General features: G+C 39.1%; 18 protein-coding genes and 1 pseudogene. 18 read left to right on the top strand and 1 reads right to left on the bottom strand.

The window, feature by feature from the left end; all coding sequences use genetic code 11:
* The 10 genes from purB to purD all read left to right on the top strand — a co-directional run bounded on the left by purB (position 1) and on the right by purD (position 11,817).
* A complete protein-coding gene (purB, locus tag C9J34_RS01645; protein WP_107838113.1) occupies positions 1 to 1,296 on the top strand; it encodes an adenylosuccinate lyase in 1,296 nt (431 codons plus the stop codon).
* 18 nt (positions 1,297 to 1,314) lie between these two features.
* Positions 1,315 to 2,031: a phosphoribosylaminoimidazolesuccinocarboxamide synthase gene (gene purC / locus C9J34_RS01640; protein WP_107838112.1), complete on the top strand. Its 717-nt coding sequence runs from the start codon at positions 1,315 to 1,317 to the stop codon at positions 2,029 to 2,031.
* Entirely contained in the window at positions 2,028 to 2,273 is a 246-nt protein-coding gene (gene purS / locus C9J34_RS01635; protein WP_107838111.1) for a phosphoribosylformylglycinamidine synthase subunit PurS, read from the top strand. The genes purC and purS overlap by 4 nt, the downstream gene beginning before the upstream one ends.
* Before the next feature lie 3 nt (positions 2,274 to 2,276).
* Positions 2,277 to 2,960, top strand: coding sequence for a phosphoribosylformylglycinamidine synthase subunit PurQ (gene purQ, locus C9J34_RS01630; protein ID WP_107838110.1), 684 nt, complete (start codon positions 2,277 to 2,279; stop codon positions 2,958 to 2,960).
* Positions 2,947 to 5,181: a phosphoribosylformylglycinamidine synthase subunit PurL gene (purL, locus tag C9J34_RS01625; RefSeq protein ID WP_107838109.1), complete on the top strand. Its 2,235-nt coding sequence runs from the start codon at positions 2,947 to 2,949 to the stop codon at positions 5,179 to 5,181. Before purQ ends, purL begins: the two co-directional genes overlap by 14 nt.
* Positions 5,157 to 6,581 carry an amidophosphoribosyltransferase gene (gene purF / locus C9J34_RS01620; protein WP_107838108.1) on the top strand — a complete coding sequence of 475 codons (1,425 nt, stop codon included), beginning with the start codon at positions 5,157 to 5,159 and terminating at the stop codon, positions 6,579 to 6,581. Before purL ends, purF begins: the two co-directional genes overlap by 25 nt.
* 281 nt (positions 6,582 to 6,862) lie before the next feature.
* Positions 6,863 to 7,918: a phosphoribosylformylglycinamidine cyclo-ligase gene (gene purM, locus C9J34_RS01615; protein WP_107838107.1), complete on the top strand. Its 1,056-nt coding sequence runs from the start codon at positions 6,863 to 6,865 to the stop codon at positions 7,916 to 7,918.
* The gene (gene purN / locus C9J34_RS01610) at positions 7,918 to 8,475 is read left to right on the top strand and encodes a phosphoribosylglycinamide formyltransferase (RefSeq protein WP_107838106.1); all 558 of its coding nucleotides are present in this window, start codon (positions 7,918 to 7,920) and stop codon (positions 8,473 to 8,475) included. The genes purM and purN overlap by 1 nt, the downstream gene beginning before the upstream one ends.
* 67 nt (positions 8,476 to 8,542) lie before the next feature.
* Positions 8,543 to 10,069, top strand: a complete 1,527-nt coding sequence (gene purH / locus C9J34_RS01605) for a bifunctional phosphoribosylaminoimidazolecarboxamide formyltransferase/IMP cyclohydrolase (protein WP_107838105.1) — start codon at positions 8,543 to 8,545, stop codon at positions 10,067 to 10,069.
* A 491-nt stretch (positions 10,070 to 10,560) separates the two neighbouring features.
* The gene (gene purD / locus C9J34_RS01600; RefSeq protein WP_107838104.1) at positions 10,561 to 11,817 is read left to right on the top strand and encodes a phosphoribosylamine--glycine ligase; all 1,257 of its coding nucleotides are present in this window, start codon (positions 10,561 to 10,563) and stop codon (positions 11,815 to 11,817) included.
* A 174-nt stretch (positions 11,818 to 11,991) separates the two neighbouring features.
* Here the strand turns inward: purD and C9J34_RS01595 are convergent, their stop codons facing one another.
* Entirely contained in the window at positions 11,992 to 12,363 is a 372-nt protein-coding gene (locus tag C9J34_RS01595) for a YgaP family membrane protein (RefSeq protein ID WP_107838103.1), read from the bottom strand.
* Between the two features lie 341 nt (positions 12,364 to 12,704).
* Between C9J34_RS01595 and C9J34_RS01590 the strand changes: the two genes are divergently transcribed.
* The 8 genes and pseudogenes from C9J34_RS01590 (at position 12,705) to ltrA (C9J34_RS01555) (ending at position 22,621) form a co-directional block, all read left to right on the top strand.
* Complete coding sequence (locus tag C9J34_RS01590; protein WP_107838102.1) at positions 12,705 to 14,420, top strand: adenine deaminase C-terminal domain-containing protein; 1,716 nt, start codon at positions 12,705 to 12,707, stop codon at positions 14,418 to 14,420.
* A 14-nt stretch (positions 14,421 to 14,434) separates the two neighbouring features.
* Positions 14,435 to 15,499, top strand: coding sequence for a DUF3048 domain-containing protein (locus tag C9J34_RS01585; RefSeq protein ID WP_107838101.1), 1,065 nt, complete (start codon positions 14,435 to 14,437; stop codon positions 15,497 to 15,499).
* An 18-nt stretch (positions 15,500 to 15,517) separates the two neighbouring features.
* Positions 15,518 to 15,832 (top strand): YerC/YecD family TrpR-related protein, encoded by a 315-nt coding sequence (locus C9J34_RS01580; protein WP_107838100.1) that lies wholly within the window; start codon positions 15,518 to 15,520, stop codon positions 15,830 to 15,832.
* 181 nt (positions 15,833 to 16,013) lie between these two features.
* Positions 16,014 to 16,709, top strand: coding sequence for a heptaprenylglyceryl phosphate synthase (gene pcrB / locus C9J34_RS01575; protein ID WP_107838099.1), 696 nt, complete (start codon positions 16,014 to 16,016; stop codon positions 16,707 to 16,709).
* A gap of 28 nt (positions 16,710 to 16,737) precedes the next feature.
* On the top strand, positions 16,738 to 17,361 hold the full coding sequence (locus C9J34_RS01570; RefSeq protein WP_274523351.1) for a UvrD-helicase domain-containing protein: 624 nt from the start codon (positions 16,738 to 16,740) through the stop codon (positions 17,359 to 17,361).
* 669 nt (positions 17,362 to 18,030) lie between these two features.
* Positions 18,031 to 19,851: a group II intron reverse transcriptase/maturase gene (gene ltrA / locus C9J34_RS01565; protein ID WP_107838098.1), complete on the top strand. Its 1,821-nt coding sequence runs from the start codon at positions 18,031 to 18,033 to the stop codon at positions 19,849 to 19,851.
* A gap of 29 nt (positions 19,852 to 19,880) precedes the next feature.
* Positions 19,881 to 20,045, top strand: a pseudogene (locus tag C9J34_RS01560) (UvrD-helicase domain-containing protein); the annotation flags it as partial.
* A 701-nt stretch (positions 20,046 to 20,746) separates the two neighbouring features.
* Positions 20,747 to 22,621 (top strand): group II intron reverse transcriptase/maturase, encoded by a 1,875-nt coding sequence (gene ltrA, locus C9J34_RS01555; RefSeq protein ID WP_338016179.1) that lies wholly within the window; start codon positions 20,747 to 20,749, stop codon positions 22,619 to 22,621.
* Positions 22,622 to 22,645: the final 24 nt, after the last annotated feature.

Genomic DNA, 22,645 nt, shown 5'->3' with positions numbered 1-22,645 from the left:
ATGATTGAACGTTACACACGACCAGAAATGGGTGCAATTTGGACAGAACAAAACAAATATCAGGCATGGCTAGAAGTCGAAATTTTAGCATGTGAGGCATGGGTTGAGATTGGTGATATTCCAAAAGAGGATGTAGCAAAAATTCGTGCAAATGCTTCATTTGATGTCAATCGCATTTTAGAAATCGAAGAAGAAACGCGCCATGATGTAGTAGCGTTCACACGCGCTGTATCTGAAACGCTTGGTGAAGAGCGTAAATGGGTACATTACGGTTTGACTTCAACAGATGTTGTAGATACAGCACTTTCTTATTTAATTAAACAAGCAAACGATATTTTACGTAAAGATTTACACAATTTTATCGACATTATCGCTGAAAAGGCGAAAGAGCATAAATATACAGTTATGATGGGGCGTACACATGGTGTGCATGCAGAGCCAACGACATTTGGTTTAAAGCTTGCATTATGGCATGAGGAAATGAAGCGTAACTTGGAGCGCTTTGAAGCTGCTGCGAAAATTATTGAAACAGGTAAAATGAGCGGGGCGGTTGGCACATACGCCAATATTGATCCTCGTGTAGAGCAATATGTATGTGAAAAATTAGGATTAGCAGCTGCACCAATTTCAACACAAACATTGCAACGTGACCGTCATGCACAATATTTTGCGACACTTTCGTTAATTGCTACATCGATTGAAAAGTTTGCAACAGAAGTACGTGGCTTACAAAAATCAGAGCAACGTGAAGTAGAGGAAGCGTTTGGTAAAGGGCAAAAAGGTTCGTCTGCGATGCCGCATAAACGTAACCCAATCGGTTCGGAAAATATGACGGGGATGGCAAGATTAATGCGCGGTTATATGCTGACTGCCTACGAAAATGTAGCACTTTGGCATGAGCGTGATATTTCCCATTCATCTGCGGAGCGTGTCATTATTCCAGATGCAACAATAACATTGAATTACATGTTAAACCGCTTCGGCAATATTGTGAAAAACTTAACGGTTTTCCCTGAAAATATGAAGCGTAATATGGATCGCACATTCGGTCTCATTTATTCACAGCGCATTTTGTTAGCCTTAATCGATAAAGGTTTAGCACGTGAGGAAGCATACGACACAGTACAGCCATTGACAGCGCGCGCATGGGATGAGCAAACAGCATTCCGTCCATTAGTAGAGGCAAGCGAGAAAATCACAACACATTTATCGCCAGCAGAAATTGATGATTGCTTTGACTATAACTATCACATCCAACATGTTGATATGATTTTTGAACGATTAGGCTTAAATTAATCGCAGGGGGAATACGCAATGAATAAAGGTCAACTATTATACGAAGGTAAGGCAAAGCGACTCTATGCAACAGAGGATGACAACATCCTCTTCGTAGAATATAAAGATAGCGCAACGGCATTTAATGGTGAAAAAAAAGAAGAGATTGTGGGTAAAGGCATTTTAAATAATCGCATTACAACAGTGATTTTTGAAAAACTACAGGAAAAAGGGATTGCTTCGCATTTTGTTAAAAGTTTATCAGCTAACGAACAGCTTGTAAGAAAAGTAGACATTATTCCAATTGAAGTGGTTGTTCGTAATATCGCAGCAGGTAGTTTAGCAAAGCGATTAGGGCTTGAAGAAGGTACATCACTTGCACGTCCAATTGTCGAGTTTTATTACAAGGATGATGCGTTAGGCGATCCGTTGATTACGACAGAACATATTGATGTACTCGGCATTGCAACAGCGCAACAAGTACAAGCATTATATGAGAGCAGCTTAAGAGTAAATGAAGTGTTGCGCCCAATCTTTGAAGAAGTTGGCGTGATATTAGTAGACTTTAAGCTAGAGTACGGCGTCGATGGAGAGGGCGCAGTATTACTAGCGGACGAAATTTCACCAGATACATGTCGTTTATGGGATGCCGAAACAAAACGTAAGTTAGACAAAGACGTATTCCGACGCGATTTAGGTAGTTTAACAGAAGTATATGAAATTATTTTAACTAAACTTGGAGGCAAATCATCATGAAAAAAGTGAAAATCTATGTAACGTTAAAAGAAAGTATTTTAGACCCGCAAGGTTCAGCGGTACAAGGCTCTTTATCAAAAATTGGCTACGAAGAAGTAGCAGATTTACGTATCGGAAAATACTTGGAATTAACAATTGGTGATACAGCGCGCGATATCGATACAATCGTTAAAGAAATGTGCGAAAAAGTGTTAACAAACACAGTAATCGAAAACTATCGCTATGAAGTCGAGGAGGCTTAATCCATGAAATTTGCAGTGCTCGTTTTCCCAGGATCGAACTGTGATATCGATATGTATCATGCGATCAAGGATGAATTAGGTGAAGAAGTAGAATATGTTTGGCATACAGAAACATCTTTAGAAGGCTTTGATGGAGCATTAGTACCTGGGGGCTTCTCTTATGGTGACTACTTACGCTGTGGAGCGATGGCAAACCAATCAAATATTATGACGGCTTTAAAAGAGTTTGCTGCACAAGGTAAGCCAGTATTAGGTGTTTGTAATGGATTTCAGATTTTAACTGAAGCAGGCCTTTTACCAGGCGCATTATTACGTAACAAAAATTTAAAATTCATGTGTCGTACAGTGCAGCTAAAAGTTGAAAATAACAACACATTATTCACAAACCAATACGAAGCGAATGAAGTAATTAATATACCAATTGCCCACGGTGAAGGAAACTACTACTGTGACGAGGAAACGTTAGCTAAATTAAAGGCAAACAATCAAGTTGTTTTCACATATTCAGGTGACAATCCAAACGGCTCTTTAGCAGATATTGCAGGAATCGTCAACAAACAAGGCAATGTGCTTGGTATGATGCCACACCCTGAACGTGCGGCAAATGAAATCGTAGGCGGCGCAGACGGTTTAAAATTATTCAAATCAATTGTGAAGCAGTGGGGGGAACAACATGTCAACAAATAATTTCGAGCCAACAGCAGAGCAAATTAAAGAGCAACGTCTTTATGCAGACATGGGGATGACAGATGCAGAGTATGATTTAGCTGTCGAAAAACTAGGGGGCCGCAAGCCAAACTGGACGGAAATCGGTTTATTCTCTGTTATGTGGTCAGAGCACTGCTCATATAAAAAATCGAAGCCTGTATTGCGTAAATTCCCGACGAAAGGACCTCAAGTATTACAAGGTCCTGGTGAAGGGGCAGGAATCGTTGATATCGGTGACGAGCAAGCAGTTGTTTTCAAAATGGAATCGCATAACCACCCATCAGCAATCGAGCCATATCAAGGTGCAGCAACAGGGGTTGGTGGAATTATTCGTGACGTATTCTCAATGGGGGCACGCCCAATCGCGATGTTAAACTCTTTACGCTTTGGTGAGTTAAAATCAGCACGCGGTAAATATTTATTCGAAGAAGTAGTTGCAGGAATTGCAGGCTATGGCAACTGTATTGGTATTCCAACAGTTGGTGGCGAAATTCAATTCGACCCTTGTTATGAGGGCAATCCACTTGTTAATGCGATGTGTGTTGGCTTAATTGACCACAAAGATATTCAAAAAGGTGTAGCGGCTGGTGTTGGCAATACAGTGATGTATGTAGGCGCAAAAACAGGTCGTGATGGTATTCACGGTGCCACATTCTCTTCTGAGGAACTATCGGAAGAAGCAGATGAGAAGCGCTCAGCGGTACAAGTTGGCGACCCATTTATGGAGAAACTACTTCTTGAAGCATGTTTAGAAGTGGTGAAATCAGACGCATTAGTTGGGATTCAAGATATGGGGGCAGCTGGTTTAACTTCATCCTCAGCAGAAATGGCTTCAAAGGCTGGTACTGGTGTAGAAATGAACTTAGATTTAGTGCCACAACGTGAAACGAATATGACGGCTTATGAAATGATGTTATCAGAATCACAAGAGCGTATGTTAATCGTTGTTAAAGCAGGTCGTGAAGAAGAAATTAAAGCAATCTTTGAAAAATATGATTTAGATGCAGTAGCAGTAGGTCGTGTAACAGATGATAAGATGCTTCGCCTATTGCATAAAGGTGAAGTAGTAGCAGAAGTTCTTGCAGATGCACTTGCAGAAGACGCACCTGTTTACAATATGCCAGATGCAGAGCCAGCATACTTCGCTGAATTCCAAGCGATAGAAAATGCAGAGCCTGTTGTAACTGATTATAAAGAAACATTAACAGCACTTTTACAAGCACCAACAATTGCTTCAAAAGAGTGGGTTTATGACCAATATGATTACCAAGTACGTACAAATACAGTAGTAGCACCAGGTTCTGATGCAGCGGTATTACGCGTGCGTGGCACAAATAAAGGTTTAGCGATGACAACAGACTGTAACTCTCGTTATATTTACTTGGATCCAGAAACAGGCGGTAAAATCGCAGTAGCAGAAGCAGCACGAAACATCGTATGTTCTGGTGGCGAGCCTTTAGCGATTACAGATTGCTTAAACTTTGGTAATCCAGAGAAGCCAGAAATCTTCTGGCAAATTCAAAAATCAGCAGATGGCATTTCAGCAGCATGTTTAGCATTAAATGCGCCAGTAATCGGTGGGAACGTATCAATGTACAATGAGCGTTCAGGTGAAGCAGTTTACCCAACACCAACAATCGGTATGGTTGGCTTAGTAAAAGATTTAGCACATGTAACAACACAAGAAGTGAAAGCAGCAGGCGATTATGTCTATGTAATCGGTGAAACGTCAACAGAATTCGGCGGCTCAGAACTTCAAAAATTAGTAACAGGTTCGATTTCAGGAAAAGCACCAGCAATCGATCTTGAAGTAGAAGCGGCGCGTCAAGCAGCATTATTAGCAGCAATCCGTGACGGGCTTGTGCAATCCGCACACGATGTTTCAGAAGGTGGCGTAGCCGTTGCTCTAGCTGAGAAAACATTTGCAGCTAAAGGTCTTGGTATCAACGTAACACTTGAAGGTTCTGCGACAACAGCATTATTTGCTGAATCACAATCACGCTTTATCGTAACGGTGAAAGCGGAAAATGCAGCAAGCTTTGAAGCGGTAGTAGCAGATGCGAAGAAAATCGGTACGGTAACCAAAGATTCAACAATTACAATCAATGGAGAAACATCTACGCTTGTAGAAGGAACAGTAGAAGAATTCCGTTCTGCTTGGAAAGGAGCAATCTCATGCTTGCTGAAATCAGAGGCTTAAATGAGGAGTGTGGTGTATTCGGAATTTGGGGTAACTCAAGTCCTGCACACCTTAGCTATTATGGCTTGCATGCCTTGCAACACCGTGGACAAGAGGGCGCTGGTATCGTTGTAACAGATGGTGAAGGCTTGCGCGCAGTAAAAGGTGAAGGTTTAGTAAGCGAGGTATTTAATGAAGATAAATTAAGAAAAGTAAACGGTAAGGCAGCAATTGCCCATGTACGTTATGCAACTGCGGGCGGTAGCGGTATGGAAAATGTTCAACCATTATTATTCCACTCGTCAACAGGAAGCTTAGCGATTGCCCATAACGGAAACCTAGTAAATGCCAATCATTTAAAGCAATATTTAGAGCGTCAAGGCAGCATTTTCCACTCAAGCTCTGATACAGAGGTAGTAGCGCATTTAATTAAGAAAAGTAAGCTATCACCATTCCGTGCAAAAGTGAAAGAGGCATTGAATTTATTAAAAGGTGCTTATTCTTTACTTGTTATGACGAAGGAAGAAATGCTTGTTGCACGCGATCCACATGGCTTGCGTCCGCTATCTTTAGGGAAGCTTGGCGACGGCTGGGTTGTTGCTTCAGAAACATGTGCATTTGATTTAATCGGTGCAGAATTTGTACGCTCTGTAGAGCCGGGCGAGCTATTAATTATTAATGATAAAGGTGTAACATCTGACCGCTTTGTTGATATGCAAGGCCGTGCAATGTGTGCAATGGAATATGTGTATTTAGCACGACCAGATTCAGATATTGATGGTATTAATGTGCATATGGCACGTAAGCGCATGGGCAAACAGCTAGCGCGCGAATGTGCGCATATTGAAGGTGATGTTGTCACAGGTGTACCTGATTCAAGTATTTCCGCAGCAATTGGCTTTGCGGAAGAAAGCGGTATTCCATATGAGCTTGGTTTAATTAAAAACCGCTATGTTGGGCGTACATTTATCCAACCAACACAAGAATTGCGCGAGCGCGGTGTGAAAATGAAATTATCACCGGTTGTCCAAGTAGTAAAAGGCAAGCGCGTTATTATGGTAGATGATTCAATTGTGCGTGGTACAACGTCACGTCGTATTGTCAGAATGTTAAAAGAGGCAGGCGCAGCAGAGGTGCATGTTGTCATTTCATCACCACCGATGACGGACCCTTGCTTCTACGGAATCGATACATCGACACATGAAGAATTAATTGCAGCAAACCATAATGTTGAAGAAATTAGACAAGCGATTGAAGCAGATTCCTTAACATTTTTATCGGCTGAGGGCATGGTCGAATCGATTGCTCGTCCGTTTGAAGATGCAAATCGTGGCTTATGCTTAGCCTGCTTCACAGGAAAATATCCGACGGAAATTTTCCCAGACACACTTTTACCACATGAAAAAGAATTATTAGGCTAAAAATAAGGGCGTTTTCTAGTTAAGAACAAGCTCAAAAGAAATCCGAAGAGGGCTGTCCAAAAAGTCGAAATAACTTCTGAACATCAAAAAATCTAGTGCTGTTTTTTTCATTATAAAATTTGAAAGAAAGATGCTAAACTTAGCGTTTTTAAAAGATAGGTACTTTTTTATCAATGAGGTACCGTTTCAACAAAATAGGAAAAGGTGTCTGAAAAGTGGTGTGTTAGACCACTTTTCAGACACTCCCATTATAGTTAACCAATAAAGGGGGCGCTTTTCGCATGTCGAAAGCATATGAACAAGCAGGCGTAAATATAGAGGCTGGCTATGAAGCTGTAAAGCGAATGAAATCACACGTTGAACGTACAAATCGTTTAGGGGTAATGGGCACATTTGGTGGCTTTGGCGGTATGTTTGATTTATCTACATTAAACCTAAAGGAGCCTGTCTTAATTTCAGGTACAGATGGTGTTGGAACAAAGCTTAAGCTAGCTTTCATGGTTGATAAGCATGACACAATCGGCATCGACTGTGTGGCGATGTGTGTCAACGATATCGTTGCACAGGGCGCAGAGCCATTATATTTCCTAGACTACGTGGCTGTCGGCAAAGCGGAGCCAGCTAAAATTGAGCAAATTGTCAAAGGTGTTGCAGATGGCTGTGTGCAATCTGGTGCAGCATTAATCGGTGGTGAAACAGCCGAAATGCCAGGGCTTTATGAGGAAGATGAATATGATTTAGCAGGCTTTGCAGTGGGTGCTTGCGAAAAGAGTGCCATCATTACAGGTGAAAAAATTGCAGAAGGCGATGTACTTGTAGGTATTGCTTCAAGCGGTGTTCACTCGAACGGTTATTCATTAGTGCGCAAAATTGTTTTTGCGGATAATGACTATGCAGTCGATCAAGTAGTGGAAGGCTATGAGGCATTAGGTCCAATTGGTGAGGCATTGTTAGTGCCGACGAAGCTTTATGCGAAGCCTGTATTAGCAGCAATTAAAGCAGCAGATGTACATGGTTGTGCACATGTTACGGGCGGAGGCTTCTATGAAAATTTACCACGCATGATGCCAGAGGGTCTTGCAACAGAAATCGACTTAGGCTCTTGGCCGGTGCTGTCAATCTTTGAATTTTTAAAGGACAAAGGTCAACTAGCTGATAAAGATTTATATAATGTATTCAACATGGGCATTGGTTTTGTTATCGCTGTACCAGTAGCAGATGCAGAGAAAGTGCTTGAAGCGGTTGAAGCAAACGGTGAAAAAGCATATGTGATTGGTCGTGTTGTAGCAGGCGAAGGTGTTGTTTTCAAAGGTGAGCATGACGGGAGTTTAGTGTAATGACAAAAATAGCCGTATTTGCGTCAGGTAGCGGTAGCAATTTCCAAGCAATCGCAGAAAGCATCATACGTGGCGAGCTAAATGCTAAAATTGAGCTAGTCATTACAGATAAGCCTGGTGCATTTGTTGTGACGCGCGCGAAAGAGCTGGGTATTCCAGTATTGGAGCTAGCACCAAAAGCATTTGAATCGAAGGCACACTATGAGCAAGCGATTGTTGACGCGCTGCAAGAGATGCATATTGAATGGATTGTGTTAGCGGGCTATATGCGTTTAATTGGTGATACGTTGTTAACGGCATTTCCAAATCGTATCGTTAATATCCACCCATCTTTACTGCCATCTTTCCCTGGAAAAGATGCGATTGGTCAAGCATTTGAGCATGGCGTTAAAGTGACAGGGGTGACTGTTCATTTTGTTGACGCAGGAATGGATACAGGTCCAATCATCGCACAGGTGGCGATTGATGTTGCTGAGTCGCGTGAAGAAACCGAATCGCGTATTCATCAAGCAGAGCACAAGCTATATACAGCTACATTGCAACAATTATTTCAATAACATATAGAGGCTGTTGGTATTGTTCCGACAGCCCAAACATTTTCAACATACATTGGAGGATTTTATCGTGGGTAAACGTGCACTGATTAGCGTTTCGAATAAAGAGGGTATTTTAGAGTTTGCCAAAGAATTAGTGGCATTAGGTTATGAAATTTTGTCAACTGGTGGTACGAAAAGCATGTTACAAGACAACAATGTACCTGTAACAGCAGTCGATGAAGTAACGAAGTTTCCAGAAATTTTAGATGGACGTGTAAAAACGTTAAATCCAATGATTCACGGAGGCCTTTTAGGAAAGTTTGACGATGCCTCACACCAAGCACAAATGAATGAGCATGGCATTGAGCCAATTGAAATTGTTTGTGTCAACTTATATCCATTCGTTGAAACAATTTCAAAGCCTAATGTGTCGTTAGATGATGCAATCGAAAATATCGATATTGGCGGTCCAACAATGTTACGCTCTGCAGCGAAAAACCACCAGTATGTAACGGTAATAGTAGATGCAGCAGACTATGCAAATGTATTAGAGGAATTAAAAGCGGATGGTACAACAACACTTGCAACGCGTCGCAAGCTTGCTGCAAAAGTATTCCGTCATACAGCGGCATACGATTCATATATTTCAAATCACTTAACAGAAGAAGACTTCCCAGAAAACTTAACATTAACATATGAGTTAAAGCAAAATTTACGTTACGGGGAAAACCCACACCAAAAAGCAGCATTTTACCAAAAGCGCTTAGGCTCGGATTTCTCAATCGCCTTTGCGGAGCAATTACATGGCAAAGAGCTTTCTTACAATAATATTCAAGATGCAAATGCTGCATTGCAAATCGTCAAGGAATTCGAGATGCCAGCAGCGGTAGCAGTAAAGCATATGAATCCATGTGGTGTTGGCACAGGTGCAACAATTGAAGAAGCATTCAACAAAGCATATGAAGCTGATCCAACATCGATTTTTGGTGGCATTATTGCATTAAATAAAGAGGTAGATCAAGCAACAGCTGAAAAATTGAGCGGCATTTTCTTAGAAATTATTATCGCGCCTTCATTTACAGCCAAAGCGCTAGAAATTTTAACAGCAAAGAAAAACATTCGCTTAATGACAATCGACTTTACACAAGCGAAGCAAGATCAATTTAATGTTGTAGCAGTAGAAGGTGGCTTGCTTGTACAAGAACCAGATCGTTACGGCTTTAATGATGCGACAATTAATGTCGTAACAGACCGTGAGCCAACGGAACAAGAATGGAACGCTTTAAAATTAGGCTGGGCAGTTGTAAAGCATGTTAAATCAAATGCAATCGTTGTAACAGACAGCCAAATGACATTAGGTGTGGGCGCTGGGCAAATGAATCGCGTAGGCGCAGCAAAAATTGCCTTTGAGCAAGCAGGTGAAAAAGCACAAGGTGCGGCCTTAGCATCTGACGCGTTTTTCCCAATGAGCGACTCAGTGGAAGCAGCACATGCAGCAGGTATTACAGCCATTATTCAACCAGGTGGTTCGATTAAGGACCAAGAATCGATTGATAAAGCAAATGAATATGGTATCGCGATGGTATTCACAGGCGTACGTCACTTTAAACATTAAAATAATAGCATAAGTACAATAGAGCGGTTATAATAGAATAATGTTTCATTGTTACTTTTGGTCGGGGAGCAATAGAAGCGTTATTCCAAATGCTTTCGTGGAAGGCATAATAAAGCAGCATGGCTTTGGTCGGGCTTGCTGTAAAAAATCGCGATTGAATAATCCACTTTGGCCGGGGGAGACAATCGCAAATTATCATATTTGAATAGTCGTACTATTTTGGCCGGGTACACTGACTATTCAAATGATGATAAAACGCTCGCTGTGATGGCGAGCGTTTTTTATTTTAGAGAAATTATATGAATGCTAGATAATTCATGAGAATTCGCAGATAAGTCCTAGGAAAACGCAGATATCCCGAGAAAAACGCAGATAAATCATAGGAATCCGCAGATATCTCGGGAAAAGCGCAAATCCCCTACAAAAACAGTTATTTTATAAGTAAGAATATTACTACTAAATTTGTTATTTATATTAGGAGGTCATGGAAGATGAAGATTCTTGTAATCGGCAGTGGTGGGCGAGAGCATGCGATTGCAAAGCAATTTAGTGTGGCACCATCAGTAGAAAAGGTATTTGTTGCACCTGGTAATGATGGAATGCATGCAGATGCAGAGGTAGTGGCAATTGATGCAATGGATTTTGCAGCACTTGCAACATTTGCGAAGGAGCAAAGTATTGATTTAACATTTGTTGGCCCAGAGCAGCCGCTTGCTGCAGGGATTGTCGACTATTTCCAACAAGAAGGCTTAACGATTTTTGGACCGACAAAAGTAGCAGCACAAATTGAAGGTTCAAAATCATATGCGAAAGAGCTAATGCAAAAATATAATATTCCAACAGCAGCATATGCCACATTTACGGAAGCAGCACCAGCAATTGCTTACATTCAAGAGCAAGGTGCACCAATCGTTGTCAAGGCGGACGGTTTAGCCGCAGGTAAAGGTGTTATTGTGGCAATGACAGAGCAAGAGGCGATTGACGCAGTAAACGATATGATTGGTAACCAACGCTTTGGTGATTCTTCTTCACGTGTGGTAATTGAAGAGTTTTTAGATGGCGAAGAATTCTCATTTATGTCATTTGTACATAAAGGGCAAATTTATCCGATGGTTATTGCACAAGATCATAAGCGTGCATATGATGGCGACAAAGGTCCAAACACAGGTGGTATGGGTGCATATTCACCAGTACCACAAATTCCACAGGATGTTGTTTCAAGAGCTTATATTGAAATTGTCGAGCCGACTGTTAAAGCGATGGAAGAGGAAGGCGCATCCTTCACAGGTATTCTTTATGCAGGATTGATTTTAACGGCAAGGGGTCCGAAAGTCATTGAATTTAACGCACGTTTTGGTGACCCAGAAACACAAGTTGTGCTACCGCGTATGACATCTGATTTTGGCTTATTTATGCAAGCATTGATGGCTGAAAAATATTTCGATTTACAATGGTCAAATGAAACAATGCTAGGTGTAGTCATCGCGGCAGAGGGCTACCCAGGCGATGTAGAAAAAGGCAATGCGTTGCCTAACTTGCAAGCAATTAGCGAAAACTATGCGGTATACCATGCAGGCACAAAGCTAGTTGATGACACATATGTCGGCAACGGTGGTCGCGTATTACTTGTAGCGGCAAAAGCAGACACATTGCAAGAGGCGCAAGAGAAAGTATATGCAGCAATTCATACAGAGAGCTGGGATAAATTTTTCTTCCGCAAAGATATTGGCTGGCGTACATTTCAATAAGTAGCACATATGTAAATTTGATGTTTGTAAGAAGATACGTATATGAAATACCTCAGTAAATATGATGCATTTCAAAGGGCATAATTGATGGATTTAGAAACTGCTGTATCAGTATAATTGGCTTTTGAAGGGGGCTATCAGGAAAGTTTAATCTTTCCTGATAGTTTTTTGTGCTTAAGAAGGATTTTGGACAGAATTGGAGCCATTTGATTTAGGTTGAGTAGTTGTCTCCGTGCTATTACCAGAAACGATATCTGAGAATTCTTTCATGAACTGACTAACCTGCTCTGTAGACATAAAATTGGCGCTGTCAAATGTGTGTGAAGTCGTGTAATCACTATTTTGCATACCAGAGCCTAACATCGCTTTCATCGGGCAGTAGTGAAAAATTCCTTCTGCAATTTTCATTGCACCAGCTGCAATCATTATATGACCTGTCCAACAATTCGGGCGATGGGCGATGCGACCAACGCCACAGGCTGTCATGGAAACACCACAAATAAGACGCATAAAGGCACTACGCTCTGAAATATTTTCTTCTAACAAAATCATCCACTCCTTTTAAAAATCTGTGACACTTGCCGAATTTAACTAAAAAATGTTATTTACAGCACTTTGCTTTATGAAAGTGCTGTGATACGATAAAGGCGATGCATTACAGAAGTAGTATGCTTCATTTTTAGAATCAAATACGTCTCGACTAACTCTTGTCCAGATTTTTTCAAGCTTAAGAGTGAAACCACTTTAAAATCTGTGGCAACTGTCTGTGATTTTAGGGCAATACGCTGTTGATTGATTAGCTGTTGCGTTGCTAAATTCTTGCGTAGACGTTCAAATAACTGCATAAATAGTTAATAAAATGTATCAGAAAAAGGGGGCATTTTGCCATGCCAGAAATCAATTGGAAAATTAAAGACATTCGAGAGCAAGTTGCTGTTATTGATGGCAAGGTTGCACCAACAATCGTGTTAAAAAATGCACGCTATTTACATAGCATATTCAAAAAATGGTTAGAAGGTAATATATGGATTTTAAATGACCGTATTATTTATGTTGGAGAACGTATGCCAGCATTTGTAGAAGGGACTGAAATTATTGATGTAGCAGGGAAAACGATTGTTCCTAGTTATATTGAGCCGCATGTGCATCCATTTCAGTTATATAATCCGCAATCCTTTGCTGATTTTGCAGCACAAACCGGAACGACGACATTCATATCAGATAATATGACATTTGCTGCTTTAATGGATAATAGGAAAGCGTTTACAATACTGGCGCAACTGCGTCAATTACCATTTTCATTTTATTGGTGGGCACGTTTTGATTCGCAAACAGAGACGGAGCTAGAGGACGAAATTTATTCGACTGCTTCTGTATTAGAATGGCTCGATCAAGATTCTGTCTTGCTCGGTGGTGAATTAACTGCTTGGCCAAAGCTTTTACGCGGAGATGACCAAATGTTACATTGGATTCAAGTAGCAAAATTAAAAGGAAAAAAAATTGAAGGTCACTTCCCAGGAGCATCTGAGAGAACCTTGGCACGCATGAAGCTGTTAGGAGCAGATGGTGATCACGAGGCGATGACCATTGAGGAAGTGGAAAGTCGCTTATTGCATGGTTACGCTGTGACACTTCGTTATTCGTCGATTCGTCCTGACTTACCACAACTATTAAAGGACGCTGTGGCAAAAGAATTAAATGTCTTTGATCATTTAATGATGACGACAGATGGCTCAACGCCAAGCTTTTATCAAGACGGTATTATGGATAAATGTATCCGAGCTGCGCTTGATGCAGGTGTAGCACCTATTGATGCTTATAATATGGCGACATATAATATTGCGCGCTATTATAATATGACAGGTTTACATGGATTAATTGCAACAGGTCGTTATGCATCTCTTAATATTTTACAAGACGAATTTTCACCAACACCAGAAGGCGTTTTATCTAAAGGCGTATGGTTAAAACGTGACAACGATAAAGTAGCATCACTGCCTACAATTGATTGGTCTGCATTTGGTGGTCTTCAGATGAATTTTGACTTATGCGATGAAGATTTCCAATTTTCGATGCCAGTGGGAATTGAAATGGTCAACGACGTGATTACAAAGCCGTATAGCATTCCGCATTTAAATCATAGCGCGGATGATGAATGCTATTTAATGTTAGTGGATCGACAAGGAAAATGGCGTATTAATACGATGATTAAAGGTTTTGCATCGAGTGTACAAGGCTTTGCTTCTTCTTATTCAACGACTGGCGATATTATTTTAATCGGAAAAAATATTGAGGAAATGAAGTTTGCCTTTGCAAAATTGAAAGAGATGAATGGTGGCATTTTATTAACAGAAAATAAACAAATTATTGCATCGATTGATTTATCGATTGCAGGTAGTTTGTATGATGGTGATATTGAAACATTAACTGAAAAAGAAATTGCATTAAAGGATGCGTTGCGTGAACGGGGCTACAATCATACGGATGCGATTTATACATTGTTATTCTTACAGTCAACACATTTACCATATATTCGTATTACGCGTAAAGGGTTGTTTGATGTGCTAAAAAATAGAGTGCTGCTGTCAGCAGTTATGCGTTAAGAGGGAGAAAAAGAATGGACATTAAATTTAAGTTGCTTGCCAGTCTAAGTGCGTTATTCATTATCGCAGGCTGTGGAAATAAAGCAGAGGAAAAACCGCAAGAGGAAGAGCAAGAAATTATTGAAGATGTGATAGATGAGGAGGAGCCAGAGGAAGAGGTTGCTGAGTTCCCTTTCACAACACCATTTACAGGTGAGGGCATTACAGAGGAAGTAAAACAGCGCCCCATTTTAGTAACAATTAATAATCATCCTGCAGCTAGACCACAATCAGGCTTAGCTGCAGCGGATGTTGTCTATGAAATGCTAGCAGAGGGAGATGTTACTCGCTTTTTGGCATTGTATCAATCCGAAATACCAGAGCAAATTGGACCAATCCGTAGCGCGCGTTCTTATTTTATCGATGTTGCGAAAGGTTTAGATGCATTTTATATAGCGCATGGTTATAGCCCTGAGGCAAAGTCAATGCTAGCAAACGGTGTTGTTTCAAATATTAATGGCATGCACTATGATGGTACATATTTTAAGCGTTCTTCTAATCGTGTAGCACCTCATAATTCCTATATTTCAGGAGAAAATGTGCTAGCAGGAGCAGAAAAAGTTGGCGCTTCAATGGACTACAGTAAAAAAGTGCTTTATACTTTTTATCGTGATGAAGAAAGTGCTAAAATAGGCATTAGAGCAAATGAAGCTACAGTTCGTTATAGCCAAAGTAGCTCTTTCAATAGCACATATGTATATGATGAGAAAACGGAACAGTATAAAAGATTTTCTGCTAATGCTGTTACAACAGATTACTTAACAGGTGAGGAAATTCAACTATCAAATATACTATTTTTTGAGATGCCACATCGCGTAATTGACAGTGTGGGACGTCGGGATATTGATATATCGGCAGGAGGAAATGCGTATATTTTCCAGCATGGCATGATGCGAGAAATTAAATGGAAAAATGTTGACGGATTATTAGTGCCAATTGAGGAAGATGGTAGTGAAGTTAAATTAGTGCAAGGGAGATCGTGGGTTCATTTTGTGCCAACAACACCAGGACTAGCGTCTGTTGTAACATATTCAGAATGAGGAAAGGGGGATAATTAGATGCAAATCGAAAAAATTCGTGGACATCAAACAGAGCAGTTGTTTAAAGCTGTATTAGAGCTAAAAGATATTGAAGAATGCTATAAATTTTTCGATGACTTATGCACAATTAGCGAAATTCAATCATTAGCGCAACGCTTTGAGGTAGCCCATTTACTTCGCTTGAAAAAAACATATGAAACAATTAAAAAAGAAACTGGCGCTTCTACCGCTACAATTTCACGCGTGCGCCGCTGCTTTGACTACGGTAATGATATGTATGATGAAATGTTAGGTCGCCTGTACCCTGATGAAAAACCGTTTACGCATAAATAAAGAGCAATTACTAGGGCTGTAGGGAAAGTAGGCAAATGCCTATATCTCCCTACAGCCATCTGTATTTTTAAGGAAGTATTGGCTGTTAAAAATTTACAAGCAATATGAAGTGAGTTTTTTGTTTTTGCAGCAATTACGTTATACTTGTAACGATAAAGTTTTGAAGAAAGGATGACATAGTGTGGAATTGAAAACTTGGCGACATGTCTTTAAAGTCGATCCAGCAAAAACGATTTCTGATGAAGATTTAGAAAAAGTGTGCGAATCTGGCACTGATGTAATTTTAGTAGGTGGTACGGATGGTGTCACGTTAGATAATGTGCTTGATTTATTAGTACGTGTCCGCAGATATACTGTACCGATTGCACTGGAAATTTCAAATATTGAGTCGGTTACACCTGGCTTTGATTATTATTTTATTCCAACGGTTTTAAATAGTACGAGTACAAAATGGGTGAAGGACCTACACTTCCAAGCTATTAAGGAGTATGGTGACATCATGGTCTGGGAGGAGCTTGTTGCAGAAGGCTATTGTGTGCTAAATCCTGATTGCAAAGTAGCACATGCAACAGATGCACAAACAGACTTATCAATAGATGATGTAGTCGCATATGCGCGCATGGCAGAAAACTACTTTAAGCTGCCTATTTTTTATTTGGAATACAGTGGAACATATGGAGATGTAGAAGTTGTACGAGCTGTGAAAGATGTCTTAATAAATACCTCTTTATTTTACGGAGGCGGCATTACAACAGTAGAGCAAGCAAAGGAAATAGCGGAAATTGCTGATACGGTCGTTGTTGGCAACATACTTTATGATGATTTACAAGCAGCATTAAAAACAGTTGATGCTGTGAAAAGTGTTATGATAAAATGAGAACAAAAGTTCTGTTAGGTGGTGCGAAATGGAGCAGATTACAAAAAATTTGCTTGCTGGGATGAACCCGCAGCAGCAAGAGGCAGTAAAAGCGACAGAGGGTCCTTTGCTTATTATGGCTGGGGCAGGCTCAGGGAAGACGCGTGTATTAACACATCGAATTGCTTATTTAGTAGTAGAAAAGGAAGTTTATCCATCTAAAATTTTGGCGATTACATTTACAAATAAGGCTGCACGCGAAATGCGTGAACGTATTGATAACTTGCTTGGTAACGGCACTGGTGAGCGCATGTGGGTATCCACATTCCACTCGATGTGTGTAAGAATATTACGCCGTGATATTGATAAATTAGGTTTTTCAAAAAGCTTTTCAATTTTAGATAGTTCAGATCAATTAACAGTTGTTAAAAATGTTTTGAAGGAGCTGAATATTGATCCAAAGCAATACGATCCTCGCGCGGTGCTAAGTACGATTAGCTCTGCAAAAAATGGCTGTATTACAGCAAATGATTTTCAAGCAAATATGAACCCTCATAACCCATTTGAGAAGGTTGCTGCACAAGTGTATGAAGGCTATGAAAAAAGGCTGCGTATTAATCAATCACTCGATTTCGATGATTGTGCGACACGTTTCACCCTAAGCATTTGTTAAATGCGGTAAAGGTGAGGGCTAAGAAAAGAAACTTAGCTACAACTGAATTTATGATGTATGGAATGAAATAGGTTATGGTCTTATGAAACATACAACTTAATACTTCCCTATGCGTTGTAGAGTGGTATATCTGCAAGGTATAAAGCGGGATGAAGTCACATGAAGTAACCTAAGTCCTCTGTGATATGGTTATGATAGTGTGGGGTGCTATAAAATAGCTATGGTTAGAATGTCTAAATGTAGACTGACGAATCTGTGAATGTACGGGTCTAAACGAAGATAAGAGGGAAACTTCTTAGCTCCTTCAAATGGAGCGCAACATACCGAAAAGTATGAGTGGTCGTTAAGAAATTCGGGATATCACCAAATAGATATAGATGTTGCAGGCTTAAAGCAGAAACCTAAGGCTATATGTACAGCTAGTAAATTCGGAACGTGGAAAGCAGACAAGATACAAAATAACTTATACCAGAGCGTATCTTACCCTATAAGGAAACGAAAGGGGTTTAATGTCTGTGAGAGCGAGGGCACAGTACCTAGGAAGCTACAATAACAAGTAGTGGAGGGATAGCCCTTAGACAATGTTCAATTTTAAAGTAAATTTTATCAAGGAAAATTCAGAGGAAACGGTTAAGTTGTCAAGTTCACAACCATATAGGAAGTGATATTATGACGCTGAATACTAAAGACAAAAGAGCTGAATATCACGATATTCTCCCATTGCAGAAGGAATTATGGGAAAAGGAGCCACACAAAAATTTGTATAGGTTAATTGTAAGCAGACAAAATATTATTTGCGCTTATGACTGTTTAAAAAGGAATACAGGTAGCCATGCAAAAGGTGTGGATGGGCTTAACATCGAAAACATTAATCAAGTAAGTATAGAGCAGTTAGTGTCTACAGTACGAGAGAGGTTGAAGGACTATCATCCAGATCCAGTCAAGAGAGTCTACATTGAAAAAGATAACGGGAAACGAAGACCGCTTGGAATACCCACTATTTGGGATAGAATGATACAGCAGTGTATTAAACAAATTATTGAACCTATATGTGAACGCAAATTTGCTCACAACTCCTATGGTTTTAGACCGAAAAGAAGCCAGGAAAATGCGTTAGCAGATGTTATGAAAAGCTTGAATTTAAGCAAGCATAAATACATTGTAAACGTAGATATCAAAAGTTTCTTTGATAATGTTAATCATAAAATATTGGTTAACCAATTGTGGAGCATTGGTATCAGAGATAAAAGTGTTTTAGCAATTATTAAAAAGATGCTAAAAGCAAAAATCTTAGAGCCAAACGGTCAATTAATTACACCAACAAAAGGTACTCCACAAGGCGGTATTTTAAGTCCCCTATTGTCCAATGTAGTATTAAATGATCTTGACCACTGGGTTAATGACCAGTGGATTGAATGTGGAATTGAAATTTCAAGTATTACTTTACGTTTCAATAAAAATGGTTCCCCTACTGGAGATAAATATAAGCATTTGAGAACATATTCTACTCTAAAGGAAGGTCGTTTAGTAAGGTATGCTGATGACTTTGTAATCACATGCAAGACATACAATGAAGCTGTAAGGTGGTCTAATGCTGTAACTAACTATTTAAAACGAAGATTAAAATTAGATGTTGAGAATACCAAAAGTAAAATCATAAATCTGCGAAAACATTACAGCGAATTTTTAGGTTTTAAATTCAAACTTAAAATGAAGCGTAATAAATGTGTAGCAGAAAGTAGAATATCGGATAAGAAAAAAGAGAAGATAATAAGGAGTTACCGAGAAAAAATCAGAAATACTTGGTCTGGTGCAGATGTATATAAACTGAATTCTATGACATATGGAATTTGGGGATATTTCAAGCATGCTACAGCAATAAGTGTAGATATGAGAGAAATTTCTTGGCGGCTTAACAAGCTTATCCACAATCATTTCAGTATGAATGGGGAGTTTAGAAATCTTAGTGAATTTGAAAAGATGAGCACTGGTGTTGGGCTGAAAATGAGTAAGTTAAAAAATAACTGTAAAGTTTGGGTTCAACATAATGTACCGTTAATGCCAATATCTATGGGTAAAACGCAATACCCACTCTGTAAAAGAAGACAGGAAAAGCCTTATGAGTTTGTAATAGAAAAGAAAGACTGGAGAGAATATATTATAAAAATAGAATGTAATATCACTTCTTCAACAGAATTTCATATCAATAAGGTTTCAAGATATGCGCAACAAAAAGGGAAATGTGCAATTTTAAAAGAATTCACAGGAATAGATTTTGAATGTCACCATAAACTTCCCAAATATCTAGGTGGAACAGATGATTATCATAATTTAATCATCTTAGATAAAAGAGTTCATAATTTAGTTCATACTAAATATGAATGGAAGATCAATGAGATGATTAGGGAACTGAATTTAAACAAGCTTCAAATTTCTAAAGTGAATACGCTCAGAAGTCTATGTGAACTTGATGTAATTGAAATAAATTAACATTGTTGGAACGCCGTATGCGCTGAAAGGTGCACGTACGGTGTGGGGTGGGGGAAAACATAGAGAAATCATCGAAGTGTTACCTATCACCATTAATTATGACGACAATTAAACTTTTTGAAAAAGTGCCAGAAGTGTTAGAATTCTATCAAAATAAATTTCAGTATATACACGTTGATGAGTATCAAGATAGTGCGACACGTTGCTAATTGAAAAGATTAGCCACTAGCAATTGCTAGGAGAACTAAGAAATCAGATGAGTCGAATGATGAGGTAACGCTCTGAAAGGCTCGACCTAATCCTCCGAATAGCTTTCATCTATGCAATTAGATTGTTAGTTATAAGCTCGGTGAAGTCAGCTGAATATCACCCTAATTACAGGAAAGCGGAGTGGAGGCACTTCGTGTGGTAGATAGGCTGGGGTTCTACAAAAATACTCATGGTTAGAATGTAGGGAATAAAACTTCCTACTGACGAAATTCCGAATGTACGGCTCTAGAGGTATAGGTATTCGAAAGGGTACACCAACTTAGTGTTGGGTTAGTGAGGTGGAGTAAGATTTGTCTTTATGAAACACCTTATCGTGTTACAGGCACGATCCAGCTAACAGGGTTAGAGGAATGACCTAAAAGTATTATATGTACAGATATGATTTCTTGGAACGTGGTAAGCTGGCTACTTGGAGAGATTGCACTCTATGAAGAGGTATAAGGGAAAACAATTTGTATAACCTTATTTTAAGTCAGTGAAAGTGATGGCACAGTACCGTTGAAGCCGTAATAATAAGCGGTGGAGGGATAGCCATTAGTCAATTTATGAATAACTAAAACAATATTTTATAATATCAGGTTCTCGTATGACTAAAAGAAATGCAATCACCAAACCGTAAATGGTGGTGAAAGTATTGACTGATACAGCAAACGAAAAAGTTTTGAAACGACAGTCTTTACGAAATAATGAGTATTACGGTATGCAAGAAACCTTCGACAAGCTTTACAAAGATAGTCAAAACAACAAGAAATTCAAAAATCTCTACGAACTCATAGTAGATAGGGAAAACATCTTACTAGCATATAGAAACATCAAGAAAAATAAAGGGTCATTCACTAGTGGTGTAAACGAATCAACAATTATTACTGTAGGTGAACAAGAACCCGAAAAACTCGTGAAATATGTTAGAAAAAGGTTGGAGAACTTTATTCCACACAAAATAAGAAGAAAAGAAATATCAAAAGCTAATGGCGGTAGTAGACCGTTGGGAATCCCAACAATTGAAGACCGAATTATACAGCAATGTATTAAACAAGTTCTTGAACCAATATGCGAAGCGAAATTCCATAATCACAGTTATGGATTTAGACCAAATAGAGGTACACTTCACGCGTACTCAAGAGCAGTTACATTAGCCAATCTTAATAAGCTGCATTATGTGGTTGATATAGACATCAAAGGATTCTTTGATAACGTCAATCATGGCAAGTTATTAAAACAAATGTGGAGTATGGGGATTCAGGATAAAAAAGTGATCTCTATCATTAGCAAACTGTTGAAAGCTGAAATTGTGGGACTAGGTAAGCCAAACAAAGGCACTCCACAAGGTGGTATTTTATCACCGCTACTATCTAATATCGTTTTAAACGAGTTGGACTGGTGGATAAGCGACCAATGGGAAACATTTAAAACAGAAAAGAACTATGAGAGAGAACGCATTATAAGTGGCAAAAAGCGGCTAGATCGTTCAGTAAAATACGCCACTTTAAAAAGAATGACAAATTTAAAAGAGATGTTTATCGTTCGATACGCAGATGACTTTAAAATCTTCTGTCGTGACCATAAAAGTGCCTTCAAAATATTTGAAGGAGTTAAAAAGTGGTTGAAAGAGCGATTACACCTCGATATTAGCAAGGAAAAATCGAAGGTAATCAATTTAAGAAAAAACTTTTCAGAGTTTCTCGGCTTCAAAATGAAAGTAGTGAGGAACAAAGAAAAGCATACTGTAAAATCATATATGACTGATAAGGCTAAACAGAATGCAAAACAAAAAATTAAAGAAAACATTAAAAGAATTAAGAAAAATACCACCGCTTCAGAAGTGTCCAAACTTAACGCAACAATATTAGGACTTCAAAATTTCTATCAGCAAGCGACAATGGTATCAAAGGATTTTAGTGGAATTGCATTCTCAGTCAAACGAACCTTATATAACAGCTTGAAATTTGTGGCATCTGAAAATGGGGAACTTAGTAAATACTACAAAACGCATTATAAAGACTACTTAGGCAAAAAGAAAATTTTCATAGCCAGAGTAGCCATTTTCCCAATTGATGGTGTCAAACACAAAAACCCGAAGAACTTTACGCAAGAAATAAACAACTACACGATTGAAGGTAGAAGTCTCGTACACAAAACACAGAAGTCAGTATCAGAAGGAATTATTAGGCACCTAGTAAAAAATCCTGTAATTAATCAAAGCATTGAGTATAATGACAATCGCATCTCAAAATATATCGCTCAAAAGGGGATATGTTTCGTTACAGGAGAGCCACTTCTTCTAAATAATATGGAATTACATCATAAGAAGCCAAGAGCATTAGGTGGAAAAGATGATTACAACAACTTAGTTTTTATAACTAAAATGGTCCATAAACTGATTCACGCAACAAATGAAGAGACGATTGAAAAATATCTTCAATTAGCAAGACTGACACAAGAAGGTAGAGATAAAGTAAACAAACTTCGAGTTATGGCTGGAAATAAAATGTTAGTTTAAAGATTCATAATTGATGGAACGCCG

It is taken from the genome of Metasolibacillus meyeri (genome assembly GCF_003049505.1).
Taxonomy (GTDB): domain Bacteria; phylum Bacillota; class Bacilli; order Bacillales_A; family Planococcaceae; genus Metasolibacillus; species Metasolibacillus meyeri.
Note: the sequence above shows the minus strand (reverse complement) of the source record. Positions and strands in the feature narration are given on the sequence as shown.